The sequence below is a fragment of the Bradyrhizobium sp. HKCCYLS3013 genome (assembly GCF_051167615.1).
In the GTDB taxonomy this organism is placed as follows: Bacteria; Pseudomonadota; Alphaproteobacteria; order Rhizobiales; family Xanthobacteraceae; genus Bradyrhizobium.
This window is the reverse complement of the sequence record NZ_JBNPTK010000010.1, coordinates 117,112-139,908: the sequence shown is the minus strand read 5'-3', so window position 1 is coordinate 139,908 and position 22,797 is coordinate 117,112. Positions and strand designations below refer to the sequence as shown.

26 protein-coding genes are annotated in these 22,797 nt (G+C 66.4%); 15 read left to right on the top strand and 11 right to left on the bottom strand.

The features are described 5' to 3' along the window. Nucleotides 1-75 precede the first annotated feature (75 nt). Together fliP and ACQR1F_RS19235 are read right to left on the bottom strand one after the other, a co-directional pair. Complete coding sequence (gene fliP / locus ACQR1F_RS19240) at nucleotides 76-831, bottom strand: flagellar type III secretion system pore protein FliP (RefSeq protein ID WP_434872498.1); 756 nt, start codon at nucleotides 829-831, stop codon at nucleotides 76-78. After that, entirely contained in the window at nucleotides 828-1,895 is a 1,068-nt protein-coding gene (locus ACQR1F_RS19235) for a flagellar biosynthetic protein FliO (protein WP_315804288.1), read from the bottom strand. Before ACQR1F_RS19235 ends, fliP begins: the two co-directional genes overlap by 4 nt. A 356-nt stretch (nucleotides 1,896-2,251) precedes the next feature. On the opposite strand from ACQR1F_RS19235, the gene flgB reads away from it, so the two are divergent. The 9 genes from flgB (at nucleotide 2,252) to ACQR1F_RS19190 (ending at nucleotide 10,635) form a co-directional block, all read left to right on the top strand. After that, nucleotides 2,252-2,659 (top strand): flagellar basal body rod protein FlgB, encoded by a 408-nt coding sequence (gene flgB / locus ACQR1F_RS19230; protein ID WP_315804287.1) that lies wholly within the window; start codon nucleotides 2,252-2,254, stop codon nucleotides 2,657-2,659. A 30-nt stretch (nucleotides 2,660-2,689) separates the two neighbouring features. After that, nucleotides 2,690-3,115, top strand: coding sequence for a flagellar basal body rod protein FlgC (flgC, locus tag ACQR1F_RS19225; protein ID WP_315716023.1), 426 nt, complete (start codon nucleotides 2,690-2,692; stop codon nucleotides 3,113-3,115). A gap of 16 nt (nucleotides 3,116-3,131) precedes the next feature. Continuing rightward, a complete protein-coding gene (gene fliE / locus ACQR1F_RS19220; protein ID WP_315738761.1) occupies nucleotides 3,132-3,488 on the top strand; it encodes a flagellar hook-basal body complex protein FliE in 357 nt (118 codons plus the stop codon). A 133-nt stretch (nucleotides 3,489-3,621) separates the two neighbouring features. Further along, on the top strand, nucleotides 3,622-3,885 hold the full coding sequence (fliQ, locus tag ACQR1F_RS19215; protein ID WP_008965881.1) for a flagellar biosynthesis protein FliQ: 264 nt from the start codon (nucleotides 3,622-3,624) through the stop codon (nucleotides 3,883-3,885). Nucleotides 3,886-4,103: 218 nt separating this feature from the next. Continuing rightward, entirely contained in the window at nucleotides 4,104-4,871 is a 768-nt protein-coding gene (gene fliR, locus ACQR1F_RS19210; protein WP_315716025.1) for a flagellar biosynthetic protein FliR, read from the top strand. 12 nt (nucleotides 4,872-4,883) lie between these two features. Continuing rightward, complete coding sequence (gene flhB, locus ACQR1F_RS19205; protein ID WP_434913654.1) at nucleotides 4,884-5,963, top strand: flagellar biosynthesis protein FlhB; 1,080 nt, start codon at nucleotides 4,884-4,886, stop codon at nucleotides 5,961-5,963. Nucleotides 5,964-6,118: 155 nt separating this feature from the next. Next, on the top strand, nucleotides 6,119-8,686 hold the full coding sequence (gene cckA / locus ACQR1F_RS19200) for a cell cycle histidine kinase CckA (protein ID WP_315804285.1): 2,568 nt from the start codon (nucleotides 6,119-6,121) through the stop codon (nucleotides 8,684-8,686). Nucleotides 8,687-8,840: 154 nt separating this feature from the next. Next, the gene (locus ACQR1F_RS19195; RefSeq protein WP_434913685.1) at nucleotides 8,841-9,824 is read left to right on the top strand and encodes a Tim44 domain-containing protein; all 984 of its coding nucleotides are present in this window, start codon (nucleotides 8,841-8,843) and stop codon (nucleotides 9,822-9,824) included. A 106-nt stretch (nucleotides 9,825-9,930) separates the two neighbouring features. Further along, the gene (locus ACQR1F_RS19190) at nucleotides 9,931-10,635 is read left to right on the top strand and encodes a glutathione S-transferase (RefSeq protein WP_315804284.1); all 705 of its coding nucleotides are present in this window, start codon (nucleotides 9,931-9,933) and stop codon (nucleotides 10,633-10,635) included. A 290-nt stretch (nucleotides 10,636-10,925) separates the two neighbouring features. Here ACQR1F_RS19190 and ACQR1F_RS19185 read toward each other — a convergent pair whose 3' ends face one another. From ACQR1F_RS19185 to ACQR1F_RS19170, 4 genes are all read right to left on the bottom strand, one after another. Then, nucleotides 10,926-11,150 carry a hypothetical protein gene (locus ACQR1F_RS19185; RefSeq protein ID WP_434913653.1) on the bottom strand — a complete coding sequence of 75 codons (225 nt, stop codon included), beginning with the start codon at nucleotides 11,148-11,150 and terminating at the stop codon, nucleotides 10,926-10,928. 163 nt (nucleotides 11,151-11,313) lie between these two features. Beyond that, nucleotides 11,314-11,793 (bottom strand): hypothetical protein, encoded by a 480-nt coding sequence (locus tag ACQR1F_RS19180; RefSeq protein ID WP_316238728.1) that lies wholly within the window; start codon nucleotides 11,791-11,793, stop codon nucleotides 11,314-11,316. A gap of 144 nt (nucleotides 11,794-11,937) precedes the next feature. Then, complete coding sequence (locus tag ACQR1F_RS19175) at nucleotides 11,938-12,255, bottom strand: Kazal-type serine protease inhibitor family protein (protein ID WP_434913652.1); 318 nt, start codon at nucleotides 12,253-12,255, stop codon at nucleotides 11,938-11,940. 103 nt (nucleotides 12,256-12,358) lie between these two features. Further along, complete coding sequence (locus tag ACQR1F_RS19170; RefSeq protein WP_434913651.1) at nucleotides 12,359-13,039, bottom strand: alpha/beta fold hydrolase; 681 nt, start codon at nucleotides 13,037-13,039, stop codon at nucleotides 12,359-12,361. 116 nt (nucleotides 13,040-13,155) lie between these two features. On the opposite strand from ACQR1F_RS19170, the gene ACQR1F_RS19165 reads away from it, so the two are divergent. The 3 genes from ACQR1F_RS19165 to ACQR1F_RS19155 are packed head-to-tail and all read left to right on the top strand — an operon-like array spanning nucleotide 13,156 to nucleotide 15,991. After that, nucleotides 13,156-14,811 (top strand): fumarate hydratase, encoded by a 1,656-nt coding sequence (locus tag ACQR1F_RS19165; RefSeq protein WP_434848773.1) that lies wholly within the window; start codon nucleotides 13,156-13,158, stop codon nucleotides 14,809-14,811. Between the two features lie 40 nt (nucleotides 14,812-14,851). Next, nucleotides 14,852-15,295, top strand: a complete 444-nt coding sequence (locus ACQR1F_RS19160; RefSeq protein ID WP_434913650.1) for a MaoC family dehydratase — start codon at nucleotides 14,852-14,854, stop codon at nucleotides 15,293-15,295. Nucleotides 15,296-15,322: 27 nt separating this feature from the next. Continuing rightward, nucleotides 15,323-15,991: a DUF429 domain-containing protein gene (locus ACQR1F_RS19155; RefSeq protein WP_434913649.1), complete on the top strand. Its 669-nt coding sequence runs from the start codon at nucleotides 15,323-15,325 to the stop codon at nucleotides 15,989-15,991. A gap of 916 nt (nucleotides 15,992-16,907) precedes the next feature. Here the strand turns inward: ACQR1F_RS19155 and ACQR1F_RS19150 are convergent. From ACQR1F_RS19150 to ACQR1F_RS19135, 4 genes are all read right to left on the bottom strand, one after another. After that, the gene (locus tag ACQR1F_RS19150) at nucleotides 16,908-17,204 is read right to left on the bottom strand and encodes a hypothetical protein (protein ID WP_315804278.1); all 297 of its coding nucleotides are present in this window, start codon (nucleotides 17,202-17,204) and stop codon (nucleotides 16,908-16,910) included. 119 nt (nucleotides 17,205-17,323) lie between these two features. After that, the gene (locus ACQR1F_RS19145) at nucleotides 17,324-17,875 is read right to left on the bottom strand and encodes a septation protein IspZ (RefSeq protein ID WP_315804277.1); all 552 of its coding nucleotides are present in this window, start codon (nucleotides 17,873-17,875) and stop codon (nucleotides 17,324-17,326) included. Nucleotides 17,876-17,900: 25 nt separating this feature from the next. Beyond that, the gene (locus ACQR1F_RS19140) at nucleotides 17,901-18,485 is read right to left on the bottom strand and encodes a hypothetical protein (RefSeq protein ID WP_434913648.1); all 585 of its coding nucleotides are present in this window, start codon (nucleotides 18,483-18,485) and stop codon (nucleotides 17,901-17,903) included. Between the two features lie 115 nt (nucleotides 18,486-18,600). Next, a complete protein-coding gene (locus ACQR1F_RS19135) occupies nucleotides 18,601-20,025 on the bottom strand; it encodes a carotenoid oxygenase family protein (protein WP_434913647.1) in 1,425 nt (474 codons plus the stop codon). A gap of 121 nt (nucleotides 20,026-20,146) precedes the next feature. Here ACQR1F_RS19135 and ACQR1F_RS19130 point away from each other — a divergent pair, with 121 nt between their 5' ends. The 3 genes from ACQR1F_RS19130 (at nucleotide 20,147) to ACQR1F_RS19120 (ending at nucleotide 22,096) form a co-directional block, all read left to right on the top strand. Then, on the top strand, nucleotides 20,147-20,863 hold the full coding sequence (locus ACQR1F_RS19130) for a TetR/AcrR family transcriptional regulator (RefSeq protein WP_434913646.1): 717 nt from the start codon (nucleotides 20,147-20,149) through the stop codon (nucleotides 20,861-20,863). Between the two features lie 45 nt (nucleotides 20,864-20,908). Continuing rightward, nucleotides 20,909-21,193 (top strand): hypothetical protein, encoded by a 285-nt coding sequence (locus ACQR1F_RS19125; RefSeq protein WP_434913645.1) that lies wholly within the window; start codon nucleotides 20,909-20,911, stop codon nucleotides 21,191-21,193. A 237-nt stretch (nucleotides 21,194-21,430) separates the two neighbouring features. Beyond that, entirely contained in the window at nucleotides 21,431-22,096 is a 666-nt protein-coding gene (locus tag ACQR1F_RS19120) for an SET domain-containing protein (protein WP_434913644.1), read from the top strand. 26 nt (nucleotides 22,097-22,122) lie between these two features. On the opposite strand, the gene ACQR1F_RS19115 is transcribed toward ACQR1F_RS19120, so the two are convergent. Next, entirely contained in the window at nucleotides 22,123-22,740 is a 618-nt protein-coding gene (locus ACQR1F_RS19115; protein WP_316238720.1) for a class I SAM-dependent methyltransferase, read from the bottom strand. Nucleotides 22,741-22,797 lie beyond the last annotated feature (57 nt).

Sequence of the window (22,797 nt, the reverse complement as noted above, 5' to 3'; positions counted from 1 at the left end):
TTCCCCTCACCCTGAGGGCCCGCCATAGGCGGGCGTCTCGAAGGGCGAGGCCCGGATCGGGCGCCATGGTTCTTCTTACCCGCCATAGCTCTGCACCAGGCTGCCTGCCACCAGCGACCAGCCGTCGACCAGCACGAAGAAGATCAGCTTGAACGGCAGCGACACCACGACTGGCGGCAGCATCATCATGCCCATCGACATCAAGACCGAGGCGACCACGAGGTCGATGATCAGGAACGGCAGGAACAGCAGGAAGCCGATCTCGAAGGCGCGCTTCAGCTCGGAGATCATGAAGGCCGGCACCAGGATGCGCAGCGACAGCTCGTCGGGCGTCGCCGGCGGCGGCTCGCCGGAGAGGTCCATGAACAGCTTCAGGTCCTTCTCTCGCACGTTCTTCTGCATGAAGCCGCGCAGCGGCACCGAGGCGCGCTGCAGCGCGTCCTCGACGCCGATCTGGTTCTCGACCAGCGGCCGGATGCCGTCATCATAGGATTTTTGCAGCACCGGGCCCATCACGAACGCCGTGAGGAACATCGCGAGCGCGATGATGACCGAGTTGGGCGGCGCGGTCGCTGTGCCCATCGCCGTGCGCAGCAGCGACAGCACGACCACGATGCGCGTGAACGACGTCATCATGATCAGGATCGACGGCGCGATCGACAGCACCGTGAGCAGCGCGATCAGTTGGACCGCGCGTTCAGTGACGCCGCCGCCGCCACCGCCGCCGAGATTGATGCTGATGTCCTGCGCAGCAGCAGGTCCCGCCAGTAAACCGGCGGCAGTCAGGACAGCGATGAAGACAACTCTACGCGAGGGAAGCAGCGATCTCACTGCGACGACTTCGGACGTCCGAGCAGCGAGGCCATCTCGTCCTCCAGGTTCTCGAAGCTGGTCTTGACCGGCGCGGCTTGCGCCGGAGCCGGCTCGTTGCGCGCGGCCGCCCGGAGCGCCGGGGGACCCGAGGCCGGAGCAGCCGACGGATCGGCTGATGGACGCCGCAGCGCGGCCTCGAGCCGTTGCGCCATCTCGGCCAGATTGGCTTCGGCGCTCGAATCGGCCGCTGCGGGCGGCGGGGCAGCCGGGGGCGGTGGCGGCGGCATCTGGGCCACCGGCGGCAGCGGCGGCGCCGCCACGCGTTCGACGCGCTCGGCTGCGCGCTCAGCATTCCGCACCGGCGGCAGCCGGGGCCCCTCGGAAGCTCGCGGCGCCTCGGCCTGGCGTTGCGGCTCGGCGGGGCGCAGCGGGCGTGGCATTCCCGGCTCGCCGCGGATCACCCGCTCAGGGCGGGGCTCCAGGCGGGCTTCGTCTCCGCCGCGCGGTTCTCCACGGACGTCCGCCCGGAGGTCCTGGCGGGGATCGGGACGGCGCGGAGGGAGCGGTGGTTCCGGCGGGAATGCCGGTGCCGGCTCACGCCGCTCTGCGGCAGCCGGCGCCGTGCGGCGAACCTCATCGATGAACGACGGCCGCATCGGGCGCTGCGGCGGCTCCGGCATCTGCAGCTCGGCAGGCTCGGCGGCCTCGGTCTTCGGCTCGTTGTCGGCCCAGGACGGCGCATCCGGCAGTGGCGCGATGCGCGCCGCCGGCGGCTCGGCATTGATGCCCGGCCGCTGCGGCAATTGCTCGCGCGCCGGCATGGCGCGCACGATATTGGACTCGACCACGATGTCGGTGGGCCCGCCGATCATCAGAAGATGCTCTATGTTGTCACGGCGCACGAGCACGAGACGGCGGCGGCCATCGACGGCGGCGGCATCGATCACGGCGAGCCGGGGCATGCGGCCGCGATTCGGATTGGTGCCGAGACGATTCCCCGCGAATCGACGAACCAGCCACGCGGCGAGGCCGATCAGCGCCAGCACCGCTACGAATGCAAAAAAGAACGTCAGTGCCTGCATCTCTGTCCCCGGCAAATACCGCGTCCTTTCGAAGTCTCTCGTCTGTCCAACGCATCGCCGGCAGCGAACGGAGCTTCAGAACCGGAACCAACCTGTTAACGCATGACGGCAGGAACTGCCGCTCGGCCTCTTAATAACCCATGAATCGGCCGGGCCAAAACGACTTCTTGGCGAGCCGTGCCGTCCCGGAATGATGCATCGGTCGGCCGGGAGCCCGGCACTTTCCTAAGAAATCGTCAAAACACCGGGATCATCCCGGGGGTCGCCGCACCGTTTCTTAACTCCCTGTTAACCATATGCACGGCAATTTCTACCTACCCAAACCGTCCGGTAGTCGGACACAACCGAGCAGCGCCATGTCCATCAACGATATCCCCGTGTTGTCGGCGTTGCGGACCAAGATGCAATGGCATCAGGAGCGCCAGCGCGTGCTGTCCGAGAACGTGTCCAATTCGGATACGCCCAACTTCAAGCCGAAGGATCTGGTTGAGCCGAAGTTCGATTCAACCGGCCAGGCGGTCGGCGGCTTTGCGCCGCTGTCGCTGACCCGGACCAGCACCGCGCACATCGCACCGTCGTCGGGCGAGAGCGCGAGCTTCGACCAGAACCGCAAGGTCGGATTTCAGACGAGGCCCGCCGGCAACGCGGTGAGCCTCGAAGAGGAGATGCTGAAGGTCTCCGCCAACCAGATGGACTACGCCGCGGCGACCTCGCTGTACGGCAAGAGCCTGCATCTGTTGAAGACGGCGATCGGCAAGGGCTGAGCTCGGGTTTAAGGACGGAGACCGACAAGCATGGCAAACGACTCCAGCGATTTCCTGCGCTCGATGAGCATCGCGACCTCCGGCCTGCGTGCGCAGGCGGGACGTATGCGCGTCATTTCCGAGAACATCGCCAATGCCGATTCGACCGCCGCCAAGGCGGGTGGCGATCCGTATCGCCGCAAGGTCCCGACATTCACCTCGGCGCTCGACCGTGCGCTCGATGCCAAGGTGGTGGCGCTCGGCAAGGTGGTGCCCGATCAATCGTCGTTCCGCGTCAAATACGACCCCAGTAACCCGGCCGCGGACGCGTCCGGCAATGTCAAGTACCCCAACGTCAATCCGCTCATCGAGATGACCGACATGCGTGATGCACAGCGGTCCTACGAGGCGAATTTGAACATCATCGGCGCCACGCGCCGCATGATCCAGCGCACACTCGACATTCTGAAGACCTAGGACAGGAACGAAAGTCATGGCCTCCCCAATCTCCGCAGCGAATGCCTATGCGAATTCCGCCCGCGTGCTCGACGCCGGCGGCTCGAGCGGTGCCTTCGGCAGCCTTGGGCGCGTGCGCGACGTGCTCGGTAGCGGCAACGGCGCCGACAAGGGTGGTCCGTCATTCAGCGCGGTGCTGAAGGACGCGATCGGCAGCGTGATGGAGGCCGGACGCAAGTCCGACAGTCAGGCGGTCGCGATGGCCGCGGGCAAGGCAAACGTCATGGATGTCGTCACGGCGGTCGCCGAAACCGACGTCGCGGTGTCGACGCTGGTGTCGGTGCGCGACCGTGTGATCCAGGCCTATGAAGACGTGATGAAGATGACGATCTAGGCGCAGCTCGTAACGCTTCAGGCCGCCACGTGCCTGATGCGCCCAGGGGATTTGCCGTCTGCCGCGACTGCGCGCGATGCGCGCTGAGGCGGGGGCCGGACCGGAGCCGATCGACAGTGAGGAACGACAGGACATGACGGGAGCTGAAACGCTCGATGTGGCGCGCGATGCGATCTGGACCATCGTGCTGGTGTCGTCGCCGCTGATGGTGGTCGGCCTCGTGGTCGGCGTGGTCGTCTCGCTGTTCCAGGCGCTCACGCAGATCCAGGAGCAGACGCTGGTGTTCGTGCCGAAGATCATCGCGATCTTCGTGACGCTGCTGCTGGCGCTGCCGTTCATGGCCGATGCGCTGCATTCGCACATGATGCGGATCTCGTCGCGAATCATCGGCGGATGAGGCAATGTCCGGGGCGGCAGGGCAGGCCTGCGTGAGGGCGCTGCGAGCGGTCGTAAGGAGCAGTGCGGGGGGCGCTGCTGCTTTCGGCCGTGCGCGGGCAGCCTTTCGGGCGAGCTCTTCGCAGGCTGACTCGTCTGAGGCTGTCTATTCGCAGGTTGTCTCTTCAAAGACCGCCGTGCCGCACCAGCATGCGGTCGAAAGGGCCGTGACGGCGGACGATGCGCATCGATATTTCCTTCCTTCCGGCGCTGGCCGCCGTGTTCATGCTGGCCTTCGCGCGCGTGGGCGCGATGGTGATGCTGTTGCCGGGCCTCGGCGAGGTCAACATCCCCGTCCGCATCAAGCTCGCGACCGCGCTGCTGCTCACGATGATCGTGCTGCCGCTGCACCGTCAGGCCTATCAGGTCGATTTGCAGGCGTTGTCGCCGCTGCTGGTGATGATGGTGCACGAGATCGTGATTGGCATCGTGCTCGGCGCGACGGCGCGGGTGACGCTGTCGGCGCTGCAGGTCGCGGGCTCCGTGATCGCGCAGCAGATGGGGCTCGGCTTCGTCACCGCGGTGGATCCGACGCAGGGACAGCAGGGCGTCCTGATCGGCAACTTCCTCACCATGCTCGGCGTGACCCTGCTGTTCTCGACCGACAGCCATCACCTGGTGATCGCCGCGCTCAGCGACAGCTACAAGATCTTCGCGCCCGGCGAATTGATCCCGAGCGGCGACGTCGCCTCGCTGGCGACCAAGGCGTTTGCCGCGGCCTTCAAGATCGGCCTGCAATTGTCGGCGCCGTTCCTGGTGTTCGGTCTGGTCTTCAACATCGGGCTCGGCGTCTTGGCGCGGCTGATGCCGCAGATGCAGGTCTATTTCGTCGGCGCGCCGCTCTCGATCCTGATCGGCTTCCTGATCTTCGCGCTGGTCCTGACCGCGATGATGGGAACGTTTCTCGGCTATTTCGAAGGCGTCATGCACGAGATGATGCCGCGGTGAGGGGCCTGACCGATGGCCGATGAAGCCGATTCCGAAGACAAAACAGAAGACCCGACGCAAAAACGGCTCGATCAGGCGCTCGAACGCGGCGACGTCGTCAAGAGCCAGGAGCTCAACACCTGGTTCGTGATCGCCTCCGCGACCCTGGTGATGTCGACCTTCTCGGGCTCGATCGGCACCGCGGTGCTGGTGCCGATGCGCAACCTGATCGCCAATTCCTGGATGATCCAGACCGACGGCGCCGGCCTGCTGTCGCTGGCGCGCGGCCTGTCGTTCGCCGTGATCGCGGCGATCGGCGTGCCGATCCTGATGGTGATGCTGGCGGCGATCGCCGGCAACATGATGCAGCATCGCCTGGTCTGGTCGGGCGAGCCGATGAAGCCGAGCCTGAGCAAGATCTCTCCGCTGGCCGGCGCCAAGCGCCTGTTCGGCAAGCAGGCCGCGGCCAATTTCGCCAAGGGTCTCTTCAAGCTCGTGCTGCTCGGCACGGTCATGGTCATGATCCTGTGGCCGGAGCGGCTGCGCCTGGAATCGCTGCTGCATATGGACGTCGGCGAGCTGCTCGGCGTCACGATCTCGCTGACGACGCATCTGATGGGCTCGATGGTCGCGCTGCTCGCCCTGGTCGCGATCGGCGACTACCTGTTCCAGTACCGGCAATGGTACGAGCGCCAGAAGATGTCGGTGCAGGAGATGAAGGAGGAGTTCAAGCAGTCGGAAGGCGACCCGCACGTCAAGGGACGCATCCGGCAGATCCGCCAGCAGCGCATGAAGAAGCGCATGATGGCCGCGGTTCCCAAGGCGTCCGTGATCATCACCAACCCGACGCACTACTCGGTCGCGCTGTCCTACGAGCGCGGCATGTCGGCACCGGTCTGCGTCGCCAAGGGCGTCGACAACATCGCCTTCAAGATCCGGGAGGTCGCCAAGGCGCATGACATCCCGATCGTCGAGAACGTGCCGCTGGCGCGCGCGCTCTATGCCACGGTCGAGATCGACGAGGAGATCCCGGTGGAACATTATCACGCGGTTGCTGAGATCATCGGCTACGTGATGGGGCTGCGGCGCAACCTCTCGGGGCGCCCGCAATGACAACCGAGCAGGTCCCCGGACGGACCGCAAAATACGGATAAATCATGGAATATCGGCTTGACGGGCTTGCGCTTGACCCGTCGATTCAGGCAGGTGGAAGGGGGAGCCGCGCGAACGGGCTGGGGCTCCCAGCCGACAGGTCGCGTCCCCGAGCCATGAGCGCCGATTCCGACAATGATGGGTTACAGGATCAGGCGGGCCTGCCGGAGCGGCCGCGCCGCAGCGGCAGCATTCTGCTGATCCTTCTGGTGGCGTTCGGCCTCGTCGCGGTTGCGATCGCGCTGATGACGATCGGCCGCGCCCAGGCGCAGCCCTACATTCTCGGCCTGCTGTCGCTGCTCGCCACCGTCGGCCTGTTCAATCTGTTCGCGTTCGCCGCCGGCATCGTCCGCTTCGCCGACAAGTCGACCGACGATCCGGTGTTGGGCGCGATCGCCGATCATGCCTTCGATGGCCTCGCGGTGACCGATCCGCGCGGCCATGTCGTCTACGCCAACGCCGCCTATCTCAACATGACGGGAGCAGCGACCGCGCAGGAGGCGCGTCCCGTCGAGCGTGTCTTCATCGGCAATCCCGATGTCTCCGAAGCGGTGTTCCGCCTGCTCAAGGCGGCGCGCGAGGGCAAGCGGCAGCAGGAGGAGGTCCGCATCACCGCGGCCGAAGGCGCCCAGGGGCGCTGGCTGCGGATGCGCGTGCGCCCGCTCGGCCAGACCAAGCGCCATGCCCGCTACGCGGTGTGGTCGATCGCCGACATCACCCGGGATCGCGAGCGCCAGGAGGACGTGTTCCAGGAGCTGCAGCACGCGATCGAATATCTCGACCATGCGCCGTGCGGCTTCTTCTCGGTCAATCCGGAAGGCAGCCTCGTCTACGTCAACGCCACGCTCGCCAACTGGCTCGATTATGATCTCGCCGAGATCGGCTCGGGCGGGCTGAAGCTCGCCGACGTCGTCTCGGGCGACGGTGCCTCGCTGCTCAGCTCGATCGTCGCGGTGCCCGGCGAGGTCCGCACCGAGGTGTTCGACATCGACCTGAAGATGCGCGGTGGCAAGACCATGCCGGCGCGGCTCTACCATAAGCTCGCCTTCGGCGCCGACGGCAAGCCAGGCGCCTCGCGCACGCTCGTCATCAGCCGCGCCCGCGACGAGCGCTCCGATCCGGAGCGCGCCGCCGAGGTGCGCTTCATGCGCTTCTTCGACCATACGCCGATGGCGATCGCGACCGTCGACCGCGGCGGCGCCGTGGTGCGCGCCAACGCCCGCTTCGCCAAGCTCGCGCAGAGCGTCAGCGGCGATGCGGCGGCGGCGAAGTCGATCTTCCGCGCCGTCAGTCAGCGCGACCGGCATCTGCTGATCGCCGCGATCAACCAGGCGGCCGAGGGGCAGGCGGACATTCCGCCGGTCGAGGTGATGCTGGACGGGCCGAAGGAGCGCTTCGGCCAGTTCTTCGTCACCGCGGTCGACGAGGACGAGCGCGAGACGGAAGCTGCGATCGTCTACATGCTGGAGACCACCGAGCGCCGCGCGCTCGAGAACCAGATCAACCAGTCGCAGAAGATGGAGATGGTCGGCCAGCTCGCCGGCGGCATCGCCCACGACTTCAACAACGTGCTCTCGGCCATCATGATGGCCAATGATTTCCTGCTGAACGCGCACAAGCCGACCGACCCGTCGTTCCAGGACATCATGCAGATCAAGCAGAACGCGACCCGCGCCGCGACCTTGGTGCGGCAGCTGCTCGCCTTCTCGCGCCGGCAGACATTGCGGCCGCAGGTGCTCGATCTCGGCGATGCACTGTCCGACCTGACGATGCTGCTGCGCCGGCTGATCGGCGAGAAGGTCAAGCTCGACCTGGTTCACGGCCGCGACCTCTGGCCGGTCAAGGTCGACGTCTCGCAGTTCGAGCAGGTGGTCGTGAACCTCGCGGTCAACGCCCGCGACGCGATGCCCGATGGCGGCAAGCTCTCGGTGCGGACCGCGAACGTCTCGGCCGACGAGGTCGCGCAGGCCGCCTACAAGGGCATGCCGGTCGCCGACTACGTCCGCATCGAGATCAGCGATACCGGCACCGGCATTCCGGCAGAGATCCGCGAGAAGATCTTCGAGCCGTTCTTCTCGACCAAGGAGGTCGGCAAGGGCACCGGCCTCGGGCTCTCGACCGTCTACGGCATCATCAAGCAGACCGGCGGCTTCATCTATGTCGACAGCGAGGTCGGCAAGGGGACCTCGTTCCAGATCTTCCTGCCGCGCCACATCGTCGTGCCGGAGGTCCAGGTCGAGCCGCAGGCCGTCAACGGCGCCGCCAAGGAGCCGGCTGCCGCCGATGCGCCGAAGCCGCGCGCCGACCTGACCGGGCAGGGGACGATCCTGCTGGTGGAGGACGAGGAGGGCCTGCGGGCGCTGAACGCGCGCGGACTGCGCTCGCGCGGCTACAGCGTCATCGAGGCGTCGAACGGCGTCGAGGCGATGGAGGCGCTGGAGGAGTGCGACGGCGTCCTCGATCTCGTGGTGTCCGACGTGGTGATGCCGGAGATGGACGGGCCGACGCTGCTCAAGGCGATGCGCGAGCGCAATCCGGAGATCAAGATCATCTTCGTCTCGGGCTATGCCGAGGATGCGTTCGAGAAGAGCCTGCCGGAGAACCAGCAGTTTGCGTTCCTGCCGAAGCCTTTCACGCTCAGCCAGCTCGTGGCGGCGGTCAAGGAAACCATGGCGCCACAATAGGTTACCGGAGTTCCTTCGCCAGCCGGCCGAGCGCGTTCATCCCGCGACCCAGCGCCGCAGCCGCGCGGCCTCGTGCCGCCTTCCTTTTTCGTGGGTTGTGCCCATCTTACGGGCATCCCCATTCCGGGGATTATGGGAAACACAGATGAGCTTCATGCAGCGCAAAAGCGGCCTCCTCAAGGCGATGGCCGTGGCCCTTTCACTGGCGCTGCCGACGGTGCTCGCCGTCTCGGCGGCCGACGCCCGGATCGGCGGCGGCTCCAGCTCGGGCTCCCGCGGCACGCGCACCTTCTCCGCGCCGCCTTCGACCACGACCGCGCCGGGATCGGCGTCGCAGTTCAATAGGACGATCACCCAGCCGGGCCAGCCCGGCGGCTTCAACACGGCTGCGCCCTCGCGTGGCGGCCTGTTCGGCGGCCGCGCCGGTGGCCTGCTCGGCGGCCTCGCCGCGGGCTTCCTCGGCGCCGGCCTGTTCGGCATGCTGTTCGGCGGCGGCCTGTTCTCCGGCCTCGGCGGCTTCGCCTCGTTCATCGGCCTGATCCTGCAGATCCTGCTGGTGGTGGTCGCCGTGCGCTTCGCGATGGCCTGGTGGCAGCGCCGTAACCAGCCGGCCTATGCGGCCGGCCCGTCGCCGGGCCCCAATGAGGGCCAGCAGAGCTTCCGCTCGGGCCTGAGCGGTCTCGGTGGTGGTCTGGGTGGGTTCGGCGGCTTCGGCGCTGGCGCCAATCAGCCGCCGCTGCAGATCCAGCCGGCCGACTATGAGGCGTTCGAGCGGCTGCTCGGCGAGATCCAGTCCGCCTGGTCGAACGAGGATGTCGGCCGCCTGCGCCTGCTCTCGACGCCCGAGATGGCCTCGTATTTCGAGCGCGATCTCGAGCAGAACCAGGCCCGCGGCGTGGTCAACAAGGTCAGCGCCGTGAAGCTGCTGCAGGGCGACCTCGCCGAAGCCTGGCGCGAGAATGGCGCCGACTACGCCACGGTCGCGATGCGCTTCACCCTGGTCGACAAGACCATCGAGCGCGCCTCGGGCCGCGTTGTCGACGGCTCCGACCAGCCGCAGGAGGTCACGGAGATCTGGACCTTCCTGCGTCACCCCGGCGCCGACTGGCAGTTGTCGGCGATCCAGCAGGTCGGCTGAGCCCGGCTTGAGATCCTCATCAGGCGCCGCGGAGCAATCCGCGGCGCTTTTGCTTTGCGCGTGGTTATAGTGGCGTGCCGCGATGAACAGGCAATGAGGATGGCCCATGCGTTACGAGCTCTACTACTGGCCCATGATCCAGGGCCGCGGCGAATATGTGCGTCTCGCGCTGGAGGAGGCGGGCGCCGCCTATCGCGATGTCGCGCGCGAGGACGGCATCGGTACGATGACGGCGATGATGGCGGCGGACAGCGACACGCCGCCGTTCGCGCCGCCGTTCCTGAGAGCGGGCCGCCGCGTCATCGGCCAGACCGCCAACATCCTGCTGTTTCTCGGCAGCCGCCATGGCCTCGCACCGAAGACCGAAGCCGGCCAACTTTGGGTGCATCAGCTGCAGCTCACAGTGACCGACTTCGTCGTCGAGATCCATGACACGCATCATCCGCTGGGGCCGACGCTGTACTACGAGGACCAGCGCGCGCCGGCCAAAAAGCGCACCGCCGAGTTCTGGAGCGAGCGGGTGCCGAAATTCCTCGGCTATTTCGAGCAGCTCCTATCGAAAAGCGGTGGCGCCTACGTCACCGGGCGTCGGCTCACCTATGTGGACCTGTCGCTGTTCCAGATCGTCGCCGGCCTGCGCTACGCCTTTCCCCATCGCATGACGGCATTCGAGCGCAACATTCCAGGCCTCGTCGCGCTGCACGACCGCGTCGCCGCCAGGCCGAACATTTCGGCCTATCTGGCCAGCGACCGCCGCATCCCCTTCAACGAAGACGGCATCTTCCGCCACTACAAGGCGCTGGATGCCTGAGGGCTGAGGGCGTGCAGTCATGCTGAAGCGAGCTTCGCGTGCTCCTCTGAGAGCCTCGCTGGCGCCTCGTCGGCGCTGCGCTCCCTCTCCCCCGTTCTTACGGGGAGAGGGGTGGGGTGAGGGGCAGCCGCACGGGAAGTCGGTAGACTTGTAACGCCTCACCCGAGCGAGCCGCGCGCGTGCTCCAAAACCACGTGGATCGCCGCGCTGCCAGGGCCCCGCTCACACGTATAGCGGCAGGCGCCTGAGGCGCCGCCGCTATACGAAGTTGGCCTGAGGGTGTGGGATCGTCAGGCGAGAATGTCGACGCGGGTGCCCTGGCCGGGCGGCAGCGGCGGACGCGAGGCCTGCTTCTCCGCGGCCGCCTCGTCGCCGGTCTTGGCGGGATTCACGGCCTGGCTCTGCTGCGTCTGGTTCCGCGCCTGGGCGTCTTGGGTCTGCGGCTTGGTCGTCTCGGTCGAGACCGGCGGCGGTGAGGGCGGCGGCGATGACGACGAAACGCTCGAAACGGACATGGTCCAGCTCCTCGCTTGGTGTTGCGACAAGCGTGGCCATCCCTGACGAAAACTTTGTCAAGCAGATCGTTCGAATTGTCTGCAACTGTCGGTGGCGCGGCGAATAGTGAACGGGTCGCTGCCGCCGGCGCAGAAACGACAGGGCTATCGCTTCGCCCCCGGCCTATTGGTCCTTGCTGCGGCTGATCGTGATCGAGGACTCGGTCTTGGTTCGGGCGCAACGCATGTCAAGCCGGCGGTAGCGGCTGGCGACGTCGTCGCCGCGGAAAATCCCGAGCCGGCGGTAACAGCGTGTGACGCCGCGCTGCATGTCGTCCTTCGGCAAGGTGAACACGATCGCCGCCGCGCTCGCCATCAGCTCGATGAAGGCCGGTGTCGGTTTTCGTTCGGATTTACCGAACAATTGGTTGCTGACATTCTTCGATGAGCAGCCGAGCGTGATCTCGCGTGCCTTGGGATGGGCGAGATAGACCGTGCCGGCCGCGGTCTGGCCGATCTTGATGCCGTCGATGCCGTTCTTCAGTTCCTTGGCAACGTCATCGCAACGATCGGCCCGTGCCGCCCGCGGCAGCAGCGCGCTGCTCAACGCAACGAGAAAAACAAAACCGGCCAAGCGGCCAAATGAGCAAAGCGATGACTGCATTCCAAATACCCCCGCGCCATTGAAGCCTGCGCGAGGGGGGCATGCAAGCGCGATGCGCCGCAGCCGCACAAGATCATCAGCGGGTGTGGCCGCGTGTTGACGGGACGGCGGTCACATGCCGGCGGCAGCGGCGCGATCGCTTGCTCAGAACCAGCAGCGGCCCGGATGTGCGAGCGAGACGCCGGCTGCGCGGCGCTCGCAGTCGTTGCCGTAGGTCTGGAAGTTGCAGCCGCAGACCGGCATGTAGATGCGTGGGCAGAGCGTCGGCTTTCGGCGGCAGACGCCCATCATGTCGAACCGGCCGCATTGGCCGGCTGGGAATTCGCAATAGAGACCGGCATTGCAGCGAATGCCGGCGAAGCCGCCGCACGCGCGGCCGGGACCGACGGCAACAGCGGAGCTCGGGAGCAGGGTGATCAGGGCAAGGACGAATGCGATGATGGAAACGAGACCTCGTGTCATGACGCCTCCAGGAAGAAAATGAATATGTCAACAATCTAAGGTTACATAATTCGGCAACCGATCGCAATCGATCTCGTCGTGCGACACTGCACTGCTCGCGGCATCATGTTGCGGCGACCTCGCGGGCCGTCTCGTTCAGCAGGTCGAACGTCTCGTCGGGGGCGTGCTGCACGACATCGTGCCCGCACGCAAATGCCTGCACGCGCCACGCGGGATCGTTGCGCAGCCGCTCATATTGCGCGGTGAACGGCGTCGCGCTCCATCCGCTGGCGTAGACGAAGGTGCGGCGCAGAGTAGGCGGCGCCGGACTGCGGAGGTTCAGGGCCTGGATGAAGGTCCCGAGCGGATGCGGCCGGCGGCGCGGGTCGGAGCCCTCGCGCGGCAGCGCCGTCAGCCCGTCATGCCCGGCGCGTTCGATCACGAACCGGCGATACGCGTCACCGGCGAGATCCCACCATGACTGACCGTTCTCGGGTGCGAAGGCATCGAGATAGATCAGTGCGGCGAGCCGTTCCGGCACGCGGTCGGCGACGCCGGTCGCGACCATGCCGCCATAGCTGTGCGCGCACAGAATGACCTCGGACAGATCTTCGGTCGTCAGCAGCTCGACGACGTCGGTGATGTGGGTCTCGAGATTGACGGCATGGGTGCGGGCGGGCGTTTCCTCCAATCCGCTCAGGGTCAAGGCATAGGCGTCATGACCGGCCTGCCGGAGCCTGGCGGAGAGCGCGGCGTACATCCAGCCGCCGTGCCAACCTCCTGGAATCAGGACAAAAGTCGCCATGATCTTACTCCTCGGCTGCTGTACGGAGACATGTCTTGCAAGGCTTCCGACGGGTAGCGTATCAGACCTGTCAAGACCGCTTTGGGCGGCCATCTTTAGAACCCCACGAGCTCGCCATGAACGCGCCGACCGCCTTCCCCGACCAGTCCAAGCCCGTCCCGCCCTACAAGCACACGCCGCTGTTTCCGCTGGGGCCGGACACCACGCCCTACAAGAAGATCACCACCGACGGCGTGCGGGTCGAGAAGGTCTTGGGCCGCGACATGCTGGTGGTGTCGCGGGAGGCGCTGCGGACCTTGTCGGAGGCCGCGTTCGGCGAGATCAACCACTTCCTGCGCCCCGGCCATCTGAAGCAGCTGCGCAGCATCCTGGAGGATCCGGAGGCCAGCCCGAATGACAAGTTCGTCGCGCTCGACTTCCTGAAGAATGCCAACATCTCCGCGGGCGGCGTGCTGCCGATGTGCCAGGATACCGGCACCGCGATCATCATGGGCAAGAAGGGCTGCAACGTCATCACCGACGGCGACGACGAGGCGGCGCTCAGCCAAGGCGCGCGCGACGCGTATCTACGTCGCAACCTGCGCTACTCGCAGGTCGCGCCGCTCACGATGTATGAGGAGAAGAACACCGCCAACAACATGCCGGCGCAGACCGAGATCTACGCGGAAGGCGAGGACGCCTACAAGTTCATGTTCATGGCCAAGGGCGGCGGCTCGGCCAACAAGAGCTTCCTGTTCCAGGCGACGCCCTCGGTGCTGACCAAGGATCGGCTGCTGGCGTTCCTGAAGGAGAAGATCCTGACGCTCGGCACCGCGGCGTGCCCGCCTTATCACTTGGCGATCGTCATCGGCGGCACGTCGGCGGAGCTGTGCATGAAGACGGTGAAGCTGGCGTCTGCGCGCTATCTCGACGCGCTGCCGACCCAGGGCTCCCCGGACGGCAATGCCTTCCGCGACTTGGAGATGGAGCAGGAAATCCACAAGATGACGCAGTCGCTCGGCGTCGGCGCGCAGTTCGGCGGCAAGTATTTCTGCCACGACGTCCGCGTCATCCGCATGCCGCGCCACGGCGCGTCGCTGCCGATCGGTCTCGGCGTATCCTGCTCGGCCGACCGCCAGGTGCTCGGCAAGATCACCAAGGACGGCGTCTATCTCGAGGAGCTCGAGCATCATCCGGCGCAGTACCTGCCGGAGGTCGAGCAGGCGCTTGGCGGCGAGGTTGTGAAGATCGATCTCAATCAGCCGATGAAGGACATCCTCGCCACTCTGTCGAAGAACCCGATCAAGACCCGGCTGTCGCTGACCGGCACCATGATCGTCGCCCGCGACGCCGCGCACGCCAAGCTGCGCGAGCGTCTCGATCGCGGCGAGCCGCTGCCGGACTACTTCAAGAACCATCCGGTCTACTACGCCGGTCCCGCCAAGACCCCGGACGGCTACGCCTCCGGCGCGTTCGGCCCGACCACCGCGGGCCGCATGGATTCCTTCGTCGACCAGTTCCAGGCGGCCGGCGGCTCGATGGTCATGGTCGCCAAGGGCAACCGCGCGCCGGCCGTGCGCGAAGCCTGCAAGAAGCACGGCGGCTTCTATCTCGGCTCGATCGGCGGCGCCGCGGCGAACCTCGCCGAGCACTGCATCAAGAAGGTCGAGGTCGTCGAATATCCCGAGCTCGGCATGGAAGCGATCTGGCGCATCGAGGTCGTCGACTTCCCGGCCTTCATCATCATCGACGACAAGGGCAACGACTTCTTCAAGGAGCTGAATCTCGGCTGAGCTTCACCGGCTTGGATCGCGCAATGAGACGAGGACCTGCATGGTCGAATGGTTCGACGACCTCCAGATCGGGATGACGTTCAAGAGCGGCGAGACGACGGTGTCGCGCGAGGACATCAAGCGCTTCGCCGCCGAGTTCGATCCGCAGCCGTTTCACCTCGACGAGGAGGCGGCTGAGAAGACGATCCTGAAGGGACTGGCCGCCTCCGGATGGCACACCGCCGCGATCGCAATGCGACTGGCGGCGGAGGCGCGTCCGTTTGGCCGGCACCCCCTGTTCGGCGCCGGCGTCGACGAGTTGCGCTGGCTGAAGCCGGTGCGGCCGGGCGACACGCTTCATATCGAGGGCGAGGTCGTCGATCTCGTGCCCTCGCAGAGCAAGCCGCAGGGCATCGTGCGGATCAGATGGACGGCCTACAATCAGCACAGTGAGGCGGTCTACACCTTCAATCCGATCGCGATCGTGCCGCGGCGCCCGGCCTGACCTGGACCGTTTGCGGCATCGACAGGGATGTTTCTCGGGCTTGATGGATATCGCAACGGCTGGGTCACCGTCGTTCTCGACGGGGACCGGCAGGCGATCGAATTTCGCCCTGACGTCGCAAGCGCCTTGGCGGCTCCGTTCGTGCGCGCCGCCATCGACATCCCCATCGGCATGACCGACGATGGTATACGCACCTGCGATCAGCTCGCCCGCGATAAGCTCGCGCCGCATCGGTTCCGCGTCTTCACCGGCGCGCGGCGCTGGCTCTGGGAGGAGTTCACCGATCCCGACCTCGCCAATGCCGAGGCCACACGGCGTGGACAGCCACGCGCCTCCCGCCAGCTCTGGCATCTCGGCCGCAAGATCATGGAGGTGGATATGTTCGTGCGCGCGCATCGCGGGCTCGACATCCGCGAAGTCCATCCCGAACTGGTGTTCCTGCGCCTCCACGGCGCGCCGCTGCCGTCAAAGAAGACGGAGCAGGGCGCCGGGGTGCGGCGTGACTTGTTAGTTGCTGCGGGCTTCGAAGCGATCGACGACTGGCTGACCCGCGCCCGCCGCGGCACCGGCGCCAAGCCCGACGACGTGCTCGACGCCTGCGCGGTCGCGCTCGCCGCCCGCGATTGTGCCGGCTGCGTGCCGGAGGGCGAGCCGCCGCGCGATGGGCATGAGGTGGCGATGCAGATCTGGTTCTAGCGAGGGCAGGGGCACACTGGCCGGCCCACACGCCGTCATTCCGGGGCGACGCGCGCAGTGCGGCGAGCCCGGAATCCATCTGGCCGCGCGACATGCCGCACAATGGATTCCGGGCTCGTGCTTCGCACGCCCCGGAACGGCGGAGGAGAGCGTGTCGCGTCCTCGTCAGATTTCGGCGGCAAGCGACGGCACGCGAGTCAAATTCTGAAAAATAAAAATTGCTTGCTATTTATCGGAAATTATGTTTTCATCGCGCCATCCCGCCTCACTGCGGAGGGGCGTTGCGCGCGATCGTCACGACACGCGAGGCGGGGAGGCGATGGCCGCTGATTGCTGCAGCGTGGGGAAGCCCGCGCGGACGAACGGCGATTGGCGGACGTGAAGTCGCGAGGTCCTGGCGCCCCGACGCTGGCGTCAAGTCCGGAGGTGATGATCCTTCGGGCGACGGTGGCTAACAAGCCGGACACCGGGGAGATCGCGTATAAGCGTGAAGACCATCGCGCAGGGAAGGCCGGGCGTTCTCGGCTGCACCTGTGGTACCTGCCGCCTGCATTTTTCTCGCAGGCGGGCCGCAGGCGTCAGCCGACGCCTGGCCTTCCCTGCGCCCTCTGCATCTTCGAGGGCCATGCCGATGCATCACTCGGGCGTTATCAGCCGCGAGGCTGCGTCCGCTTGTCCGGGCTGTTTGAGATGTGAAGCGGGACTGCTGCGATTAAAAATCGGTGTCGTCCCGGCAAGCCATGGGCGTGCGACAGCGCGATCGTGGCGCCGACCCGGGACCCATACGCCGCAGCCGTCGTGACGGGCGAAAAGCCAATTGCCAGCGTGCCTCGAACCACTCCCTGGGGGGTCCCCGCTTTCGCGGGGACGACCGCGGAGAGTATCGATGCGACGCATCCACGCAAAAGAATAGCGTTCAGCCCCGCGCGCCGGTGAACGGGAAGCTGCCCATGAAGCCGATGCCCATCTCACCCGAGATGGTGTCGCCGGCGACCTTGCCCTTGAAGTCGAGCGTCAGCGGCATCGGGCTGGTGATGGAGACCTTCCAGGCGACGTCATCGCCGTTGACGGTGCCATCGAAGATCTCGGCGGAATCGCCCTCGGCGGCCTGGGTGCCGGTCAGCGTCGCGCCCGAGCTCTTCACGCTCAGGGTCGCGCTGCGCTCGCCCATCGGCGTGTTCAAGGTCAGATTCCAGTTGCCGTCCACAGCCATCGATCGTTCTCCTGGCGTTGCGCTTTGCGGACCTCGAGGCGGCGGCCTCGAGGATGCGTTCGGCCGCCCCTATAGCGCATCTTTGCGCGTAAGCCCATTGCGGCGATCGGATGCAGCGGTCAGGCCCGGGCCGCCCTGAGGCGGTTGGCGACCACGAAGCGGAAGGCGATGAACTGCAGCGCGAAGGCCGCGACCTTGGCGCCGCCCGCAACCACGGTGATGTAGAGCACCCACAGCTTGATGTCGCCGGTCATGGCGACCGCGATGGTGCCGAGGCCGAGCGCGAACATCAGCGCCGCCCAGGCATAGCCGGCGATGGTGACGTATTCCGGGATGGTCTCCGACACGATCGGCGGCACGTAGCGCAGCATCCAGCCGCGCTTCAGCATGATCAGCCCGATGGCGAAATGCCCGATCGCGGGCTTGGCGAACATGAAGCGGGGATCGTTGGTCAGGAGCGTCACCCCGCCGAGCACGATCACGAGGCCGACGCTGGCATAGGCCATGAAGCTGAGGTGCACGCCCTTGATGCGCGCCCAGACCACCTGCACCACGGCGACGGCCACCGCGACGGCGGTCGCCAGCACCACGTCGTCGGTCGCGATGTAAAGGAGGAAGAACACTGCGGCCGACAGGAAGTCGGCAATCAGCTTGGCAAACACGACTTTCACGCACGTCTCCTGCAGCAGACCCCGGTCACGAATCTTGGCCGGACATTGCGGCGGCAGTCTGCGCTGCCACGTCCTTTGTTCGGCGGTAGTCAGGATACCAGCGCGTGAAATAAAGTGCACTGTTGCGGGCGGCAAAGGCGATGGCGAGGCCGCTCCAATAGGGCAGGCCGGGCACGTAGAGCGTCATCAGATTGCCGACGATCATCAGCAGCGCGGAAACAGTCCAGGCGCCGGTGATGACGTAATTGGCGCGCAGGAAGCCCGGAATCGCCGCGGTTTCCGGAGGGACGGCCTCGAGCGCATATTGCAGCGTGAACGGCATGCGCAGCAGCATCGAGCCCAGCGACAGCGCGAAAATGCCGCAGTCGACCGCAAGACGCACCATAGAGGCGCTCGGCGTGGGATCGATGAGCTGGAGGTAGGTGGCTACGGCGGCGAACACGACGGCCGAGCCGAGGCCGAGGATCTTGATCGACCGGCCCTTGATCACATCCAGCGCCACCACCGCAAGGCACAGCGCGGCGCCGACGGCCAGGCTGAGCGTGGCCGAGACCACCATCATCAGCGCAGCATAGACGCCGTAGGGCGCAAGGATGAGGAAGATCGTCATAAGTTCGCCCGGCCAATCTTTACACTGCCAAGATACTTAGAGTCCGTACGGCGTCGGGTCAAGCAAATCTTGACAGTGTCAAAATCTTGTGATTTCGCAATTTACCCAAGGCTTTTCAATGCCTTGGATCGTCAGCCCCGACCCAATTGCCGTGGAAGCCGTCGGGCACGCGATGGCCGAGATGCACCAGTGCCACCGGCCCATTGCCGATGTCGGTGGCGTTGAACACCGCGAGGTCGGACGTGTTGCTCTCGGCGCGCCAGACCACCGTGAGCAGCCAGCCGTCGCCTTCGGCGGCATCGCGGCTGCGCGGCACGAACACCGGCTCGGACAGGGTGTCGCCAGCGGGCAGCAGGTGCGTCGCCCGGCGCGTGCCGGCGCCGTCGACATGGGCGAGCCCGGACAGCGCGCCGAACTGTGGCCCGTCGGGATTGGCGCAGGCGTACCAGCCATGTTGGCTGGCGAGACCGGCGCGGCGGTCGTCGATGCGGGGGAATTCGCCGGTGAGGTCGTCGAGATAGCTCTGCGAGAAGCGGTCGGTGTTGCCGGCGAGGTCGAAGCTCCAGCGGCACAGCCGCGCGACCGACTTGGCCGGATCGGTCGGGCGCCCGTCGGGATGCGGAAACAGCGGCGCTTCCTCGAACCGCATCACGTCGGCGACGATGCGGTTGCCGTCCTCCCAGGCGTTCATGATGTGGAAGACGTAGCAGGCGTCACCGCGAAACCAGACGATGTCCTTGATGTCGCCGCTGCGCTTCATCACACCGACATAGGCGCCCTTGTCGGGCTCCCAGGCATAAGGCGGCCTGCCGGACATTGCGCGCTCGATGCTGCCGGTGAGCGGCAGGATTGGAAACAGCACGTGGTTGGCCGTGACGATGAAGTCGTGCACCATGCTGGCATAGGGCGCCTCGAAACGATCGAGGCGCATCAGCCTGCCGGCCGCATCGACCGTGCCGTAGGACAGCGCCGGCGTCAGCGGTCCGGCGGCGTTGTAGCCGAAGAACAGCAATTCGCCGGTGACCGGATCGGTCTTCGGATGCGCGGTGAAGGCGCCGCGGAGGCGGCCGCCGAAATCGTGATAGCCGCGGGTGGCGAGCGTGCCCGGCTCGATCTCGGTCGGCAGATGCGCCTCTTCCAGTGCGAGCAGGCGTCCGGCATGGGCGATGACGTTGGTGTTGGCGACGCCGCCATCGGTGACGTCGGCCGGCGCATCCGGCAGCCTGCGGCCGAAGCCGCCGAACAGGGCGCGGCCGGCCTTGCGCTCGGCCTCGAATTTCGGGGTGCGGATCCAGCGGTTGCGATAGGACGCGCGGCCGTTCTCCAGATGGAACGCGTGCAGCATGCCGTCGCCGACGAACCAGTGCGAGCCTGGCGAAGAGAATTGCGGGTTGGGGCCGTTGCGATAGAGCGTGCCGTTCAGCTCGCGCGGCAGCTCGCCGGTGATGGCGAGGAACGGCGCGTCGGCCTCGAACGGGATCGGCGCGATGTTGTCGCGCGGAGTGCGGCGCTGGACTGTTTCTTTCGACGGTCCATTCATGGCGTGTCCTTCCCCTCGATGCCAGCTTTATCTTTACGATGTAAAGATAAAGCTACCGGCCGAGAAGCCCGAGGTCAAGGCTAATCTTTACGCTGTCAAAATTGCTTGTATAAGGAGAAGCATGACGAAGATCGAACAGGCAAGACTGAGCAGGCACCGGACGACGACGGCGGCGGCCCGGACGCGATCGCGGCGCGCGGTGAGCGCGGGCGAGCCGGTCGCCCCCTATCATCACGGCGCGCTGCGCGATGCGCTGCTCGAAGCGGCCGAGCGCGTGCTGGAGCGCGACGGGCTGGCTGGACTGACCTTGCGCGCGGTGGCGCGCGAGGCCGGCGTGTCGCATGCGGCGCCGACGCATCATTTCGGCGATCTCACCGGGCTGGTGAGCGAGCTCGCGGCAATCGGATTCACGCGGTTCAATGCAGCGATGAAAGCGGCCGGCGAGCAGCCGGGCACGCCGATCGAGCGGGCGATGGCGCGGGCCCGCGCCTATGTCGCCTATGCGCAGGCCAATCCCGGCATGTATGGACTGATGTTCCGGACGGAGCGTCTGGATTATTCCCGCCCCGCGCTGCACGAGGCCGCGGAAGCCTCGTTTGCCGGACTCGCGGGCTCGGTCGCCGCGCGCAGCGAAGGTCCGGTCGGCGACGAGGAATTGTCGCTCGATCAGTCGGCAGCGATCGCCCGCGCCTGGTCGCTGGTGCACGGCTACACGATGCTGCTGCTCGACGGCCGCCTTGCCGACATCCTGCGCCGCTCGCCGCCGGGCACCACGGCCGAAAAGCTGCTGGAGGCGATGCTCAGGGCCACGGTGCCGAAGCTGCCGCCGGGCGCGTAGTTCGACGCACCGGAAACCGGGTGGGGGATCATGCGTTGGCAATGCATGGCACGAACCCCACGCGCTCCCTGGAGCAGGGCCAATCCGCGCAAGCGCGCCGGCAAGGCCTCCACCCATCTCACTCCGGCCGAGAAGGCGACGGCCAAGGCCCGCGCCCGGCGCGCCGGACGGCGCTATCCCAATCTGGTCGACAACATGCGCGTCTTGGCCAAGAAGGCGGCAAAGACCAAGACCAGCGGCCGCAAGCGGGCGGCGAAATCGAAGACCGGGAAGAGCGCATCGAAGCCAGCGAGCAGGCGCACATCCGCCGTGCGCAAGACCGCGAAGTGACGTTCGCTGCGGCCGCCCGGCCGACGGACGCAGCCTAGAGCATAAGCGCGGCGCTGATTCGCGCCACGTCGCGATGCCGAAGGATTTCGAGCGGCAGGGCCCCTGATGACCGGAACTCGTCCTGCGCAGGACGCTGCAAGCTGGGGACGGCGCGAAACGGCGGCGGGAAACACCTGACAGCGTCGCGAATTTATCCTAGAACGGCGGCCTCGCGAGGTCCAAGTCTTCTCATCACTCATGCCTGTCATCCCGCAATCCAAACCCTATCGCATCGGCCGCTCCAAGACGGGGCTCGGCCTGTTTGCCACCCAGCCGATCAAGAAGGGCACCAAGATCATCCGCTATTTCGGACCGCTCCTGGATTCGAAGAAGGCGGAGGAGGATGCGATCGAGAACAAATATCTGTTCGAGCTCGACAAGCGCTGGACCATCGACGGCTCGATCCGCGAGAACGTCGCCCGCTACATCAATCATTCCTGCAAGCCGAACGCCGAGTCCGACGTCAAGCCGCGCAAGAAGAAGATCTTCATCCGGGCCATCAAGAACATCGAGCCCGGCGAGGAGATCAACTACGACTACGGCACGGACTACTTCAAAGCCTATCTGAAGCCGATCGGCTGCAAATGCGATGCCTGCGAGAAGAAGCGGGCGAAGAAGAAGGCCGAGGCGCGCGCCGAGCGGGCGCGGGTGAAGGCGAAGGACGCGCGCAAGGCCGAGAAGAAGGCGAAGAAAAAGGCCGAGAAGCTGGTCAAGGACAAGGCCAAGCAGCGGTCCAAGGCAAAAGCCCAATCGGGCGCGGCGGCTCGCGGCAAAGCCAAGTCCCGGCGGGCGGCTGCCGGCAGTCGCGGCAAGACCAAATCCACCCCCGCAAAGACGCTGACCAGCCGCGCCAAGGCGGCCTGATCTGGCGGGCCCGTTTCCGGGATCTCTCAGGACGGCTTGCCGAAGGCCAGCGTCGTCCAGGTGATTCCGGCCGCCCGGTTCTCGGCGCCGAGTGACTCGCCGAGGCGGTTGAGCCGGAGCGTCAGCCCGAGCTGGCGCGCCGGCTCGATGATCGTTTCGGCCGCGACCTCGAACATCCGCCTGCCCGGCGGCACCGGCCCATGCCGCAGCGTCATGATCAGCAGTCCGCCGGGGGCGACCCGTGCCGCGATGTTGGGCAGCGCGCGTCGCCGCTGCGCCTCGTCGAGATGCATCAGAACGGCGGTCAGCATCACCAGGTCGAACTGCTCGTCCCGAGCGGCCAGTGCGGCCAGATCGGGAAGGCTGTCGTCGATCCAGGTGATGGCGGGGGAGGGATGCAGTTGCATGGCGCCGACGCGTAGTGCCTCGGTCGGCTCGACGGCCACCACCTGATGTCCAAGGCTCGCAAACCAGGCGGCGTCGCGGCCCGTGCCCGCACCGATGTCGAGCACGCGCGCTGGCGCGGCGGGCAGCAGGTGAAGCACGGCGCCATGGACCTGTTCCGACGGAATGCTCTCGTAGCGCACGAAGAGACTGTCGGCCTCGGTGGCGTAGCCTTCCGTTCCGATCACCTGCGGCTGCATCGCTGCGATCCCCTGTCGATCTCAGATTATGCAGAAGATGCATTCGCCGCGCATGTC

Excerpts from the sequence above, each read along its gene's own strand:
- cckA (WP_315804285.1), top strand. The coding sequence starts at position 6,119 with ATGAGCGCCGATTCCGACAATGATGGGTTACAGGATCAGGCGGGCCTG.
- ACQR1F_RS19160 (WP_434913650.1), top strand. The coding sequence starts at position 14,852 with ATGGTCGAATGGTTCGACGACCTCCAGATCGGGATGACGTTCAAGAGC.
- ACQR1F_RS19120 (WP_434913644.1), top strand. The coding sequence starts at position 21,431 with ATGCCTGTCATCCCGCAATCCAAACCCTATCGCATCGGCCGCTCCAAG.
- ACQR1F_RS19150 (WP_315804278.1), bottom strand. The coding sequence starts at position 17,204 with ATGGCTGTGGACGGCAACTGGAATCTGACCTTGAACACGCCGATGGGC.
- ACQR1F_RS19130 (WP_434913646.1), top strand. The coding sequence starts at position 20,147 with ATGACGAAGATCGAACAGGCAAGACTGAGCAGGCACCGGACGACGACG.
- ACQR1F_RS19140 (WP_434913648.1), bottom strand. The coding sequence starts at position 18,485 with ATGACGATCTTCCTCATCCTTGCGCCCTACGGCGTCTATGCTGCGCTG.
- ACQR1F_RS19170 (WP_434913651.1), bottom strand. The coding sequence starts at position 13,039 with ATGGCGACTTTTGTCCTGATTCCAGGAGGTTGGCACGGCGGCTGGATG.
- flgC (WP_315716023.1), top strand. The coding sequence starts at position 2,690 with ATGGCAAACGACTCCAGCGATTTCCTGCGCTCGATGAGCATCGCGACC.
- ACQR1F_RS19175 (WP_434913652.1), bottom strand. The coding sequence starts at position 12,255 with ATGACACGAGGTCTCGTTTCCATCATCGCATTCGTCCTTGCCCTGATC.
- ACQR1F_RS19195 (WP_434913685.1), top strand. The coding sequence starts at position 8,841 with ATGCAGCGCAAAAGCGGCCTCCTCAAGGCGATGGCCGTGGCCCTTTCA.
- fliE (WP_315738761.1), top strand. The coding sequence starts at position 3,132 with ATGGCCTCCCCAATCTCCGCAGCGAATGCCTATGCGAATTCCGCCCGC.
- ACQR1F_RS19235 (WP_315804288.1), bottom strand. The coding sequence starts at position 1,895 with ATGCAGGCACTGACGTTCTTTTTTGCATTCGTAGCGGTGCTGGCGCTG.
- ACQR1F_RS19165 (WP_434848773.1), top strand. The coding sequence starts at position 13,156 with ATGAACGCGCCGACCGCCTTCCCCGACCAGTCCAAGCCCGTCCCGCCC.
- fliQ (WP_008965881.1), top strand. The coding sequence starts at position 3,622 with ATGACGGGAGCTGAAACGCTCGATGTGGCGCGCGATGCGATCTGGACC.
- ACQR1F_RS19185 (WP_434913653.1), bottom strand. The coding sequence starts at position 11,150 with ATGTCCGTTTCGAGCGTTTCGTCGTCATCGCCGCCGCCCTCACCGCCG.
- ACQR1F_RS19155 (WP_434913649.1), top strand. The coding sequence starts at position 15,323 with ATGTTTCTCGGGCTTGATGGATATCGCAACGGCTGGGTCACCGTCGTT.
- ACQR1F_RS19115 (WP_316238720.1), bottom strand. The coding sequence starts at position 22,740 with ATGCAGCCGCAGGTGATCGGAACGGAAGGCTACGCCACCGAGGCCGAC.
- fliR (WP_315716025.1), top strand. The coding sequence starts at position 4,104 with ATGCGCATCGATATTTCCTTCCTTCCGGCGCTGGCCGCCGTGTTCATG.
- flgB (WP_315804287.1), top strand. The coding sequence starts at position 2,252 with ATGTCCATCAACGATATCCCCGTGTTGTCGGCGTTGCGGACCAAGATG.
- ACQR1F_RS19135 (WP_434913647.1), bottom strand. The coding sequence starts at position 20,025 with ATGAATGGACCGTCGAAAGAAACAGTCCAGCGCCGCACTCCGCGCGAC.
- ACQR1F_RS19125 (WP_434913645.1), top strand. The coding sequence starts at position 20,909 with ATGGCACGAACCCCACGCGCTCCCTGGAGCAGGGCCAATCCGCGCAAG.
- flhB (WP_434913654.1), top strand. The coding sequence starts at position 4,884 with ATGGCCGATGAAGCCGATTCCGAAGACAAAACAGAAGACCCGACGCAA.
- ACQR1F_RS19180 (WP_316238728.1), bottom strand. The coding sequence starts at position 11,793 with ATGCAGTCATCGCTTTGCTCATTTGGCCGCTTGGCCGGTTTTGTTTTT.
- ACQR1F_RS19190 (WP_315804284.1), top strand. The coding sequence starts at position 9,931 with ATGCGTTACGAGCTCTACTACTGGCCCATGATCCAGGGCCGCGGCGAA.